We start from the raw sequence: 2,686 nt of genomic DNA on the forward strand, positions 1-2,686 counted from the left end.
GTGCGTATTTCGGCGAACGTGATCACGCATTCCGACGGATCGTGATCACGGATTCCGAATGATCGTGATCACCCGTTTCGGTTGATCGTGATCGCTGATCACAGGTTTCCGAAACATGTGATCACGATGCCGGGATGAGCGATCACGGGACCGAAACGGGTGATCACGTAACCGGAACGTAATCTGGGTTTGAGTCTGGCGGTGGCGTTGCGCATGTATTCACCGGCGGCGTTAGCCTGCTCCCTTTTTTGCGGGAGAAGCGCTGATGCCGACACCTCGGATGAGCATGCGCAAATTGAAGGAAGTCCTGCGACTGAAGTGGGCGTGTGGTCTGACGCATCGGCAGATCAGCCGGGCCATCGGCATCAGCGTCGGGGCCGTGTCGAAGTTCGCTGCCCAGGCCAGCCAGGCGGGACTCGACTGGGCCGCGGCCGAAGCGCTGTCCGACGACGAACTGGAAGCACGCCTGAGGCCTGCGGCAACCGATGCCACGGCAACGACATCCCGGCGCATTGAGCCCGACTACGCGGCATTGCATCGCGAACTGCGCCGCAAGGGCGTGACGCTGCAACTGCTGTGGGAAGAATACGCTGAAGCGAACCCCGGCCAGCGGACTTACCGCTACACGCAGTTCTGCCAGAAGTACAAGGACTGGGCGAAGTCGATCAAGCGCTCGATGCGCCAGCAGCACCGCGCCGGCGAGAAGCTGTTCGCCGACTTCGCGGGCCCCACCGTGCCGATCCTCGCACGCGATGGCGGCGTCGAGTTCGAGGCGCATGTGTTCGTGGCCGTCCTCGGTGCATCGAACTACACGTTCGCGTGCGCGACGCGCACCGAGACTATGGCGGACTGGATCGGCAGTCTGTGCGACGCGCTGGAGTTCATCGGCGGCGTGCCCGAGCTGCTCGTGCCCGACAACCCGAGGGCACTGATCGCGCGGCCCGACCGTTACGAGCCTGGACTGGGCACGACCACGCAGGACTTCGTGAACCATTACGGCACGGCGATGCTGCCGGCGCGTCCGCGCAAACCGCAGGACAAGGCCAAGGTCGAAGTCGGCGTGCAGATCGTCGAGCGCTGGGTGCTGGCCCGGCTGCGCCACTATCGCTTCTACAGTCTGGCCGAACTCAACAAGGCGATTGCAGGATTGGTCGCCGACCTGAACCAGCGCCCGTTCAAGCGGCTCGAAGGCAACCGTCGTGAGTGGTTCGAACGGCTGGACCAACCCGTACTGCGAGCGTTGCCCGTGCGGCGCTACGAGATCGCCACCTTCCAGAAGTGCCGTGTGAACATCGATTACCACGTCGATGTCGGCGGCCACTATTACAGCGTTCCGCACAGCCTCGCACGGCAGGAGGTCTGGGCGCGCGTCACACGCTACGGCGTCGAGATCCTGCATGGCGGCAAGCGTGTCGCCGCGCACGCACGCTCGCGCCTCAAAGGCAAACACTCCACCATCGCCGAACACATGCCCGCCGCGCATCGCGCGCACATGGAATGGACTCCGGGCCGATTGCTCAACTGGGGCGCATCCGTCGGGCCCGGCGCCGAAGCTGTCGTGCGGCATCTCCTGACCAACAAACCCCACCCCGAGATGGGCTATCGCGCCTGTCTCGGTCTACTCTCGCTCGCGCGCAAGTACGGCAAACACCGCCTCGAGGCCGCGTGCCAGCGCGCATTGAAGATTGGCTCGCCCACGCGCCGCTCCGTGCTGTCGATTCTGGAAGCGGGGCTTGATCTACAGTCCTCGCTCCCGAACACGCTCACCGAATGGCGCTCGCCCGATCACGAGAACGTACGCGGTCCCGACTACTACCACTGACCCGAAGGAGGTCACGATGTTGATGCAGCACACCCTTACCCAGTTGAAGGCGCTCAAACTGGACGGCATGGCCCGCGCGTTCGAGGAGCAGTCAACGCTCACGGCCAGCACCAGCCTGTCATTCGAGGAGCGCGTGGGCATGCTCGTCGATCGCGAGCTGGCCTGGCGCGATACGCGGCGACTCGAACGTTTGCTGCGCGCAGCGAAGCTCAAGAACCCACAGGCTTGCGTCGAGGACATTGAATACCGGCAAAGCCGCGGGCTGGACCAGCGCATCGTCGCCACGCTCGCCGGCTGCGACTGGGTGCGCAATGCTCAGAATCTGATCCTGACCGGCCCCACGGGCGCGGGCAAGACGTGGCTCGCATGTGCGTTCGGCCAGCAGGCGTGCCGTCAGGGCTTCTCGGCGTTCTACGTGCGCGTCGCGCGGCTGTTCGAGGAACTGAAAATCGCGCACGGCGACGGCAGCTTCACGCGCCGGCTCGCGCAACTCGCGAAGATTGATGTGCTGATCCTCGACGACTGGGGCTTGCAGGATCTCGACCAGGCTGCGCGAAATGATCTGCTCGAAGTACTTGATGATCGTGTCGGTACGCGCTCGACTGTGATCACCAGCCAGTTGCCGCTCGAACACTGGCATGCGTGGCTGCAGGATCCCACGCTGGCCGATGCGATTCTCGATCGGCTCGTGCATCAGGCCCACAAGCTTCTGGTCAAGGGTGATTCGATGAGAAAGAAAACGAAAACCGAAACCGCTGACGCCTGATCGTGATCACCGTCGCTATAATCCATTGACCGCGCAACACCACCTTCCAGACCGATCACGTTCGCCGAAACGACTGATCACCATCGCCGAAATCCGCA

At 63.4% G+C, this 2,686-nt stretch carries 2 protein-coding genes; both read left to right on the forward strand.

Features of this window, described 5'->3' with window-relative positions; translation table 11 throughout:
• Positions 1–265 precede the first annotated feature (265 nt).
• Complete coding sequence (gene istA / locus HWX91_RS40440; RefSeq protein ID WP_028200684.1) at positions 266–1,822, forward strand: IS21 family transposase; 1,557 nt, start codon at positions 266–268, stop codon at positions 1,820–1,822.
• Positions 1,823–1,838: 16 nt separating this feature from the next.
• Entirely contained in the window at positions 1,839–2,588 is a 750-nt protein-coding gene (gene istB, locus HWX91_RS40445) for an IS21-like element IS408 family helper ATPase IstB (protein ID WP_028200683.1), read from the forward strand.
• Positions 2,589–2,686 lie beyond the last annotated feature (98 nt).

The organism is Paraburkholderia fungorum, assembly GCF_902833645.1.
GTDB lineage: Bacteria > Pseudomonadota > Gammaproteobacteria > Burkholderiales > Burkholderiaceae > Paraburkholderia > Paraburkholderia fungorum.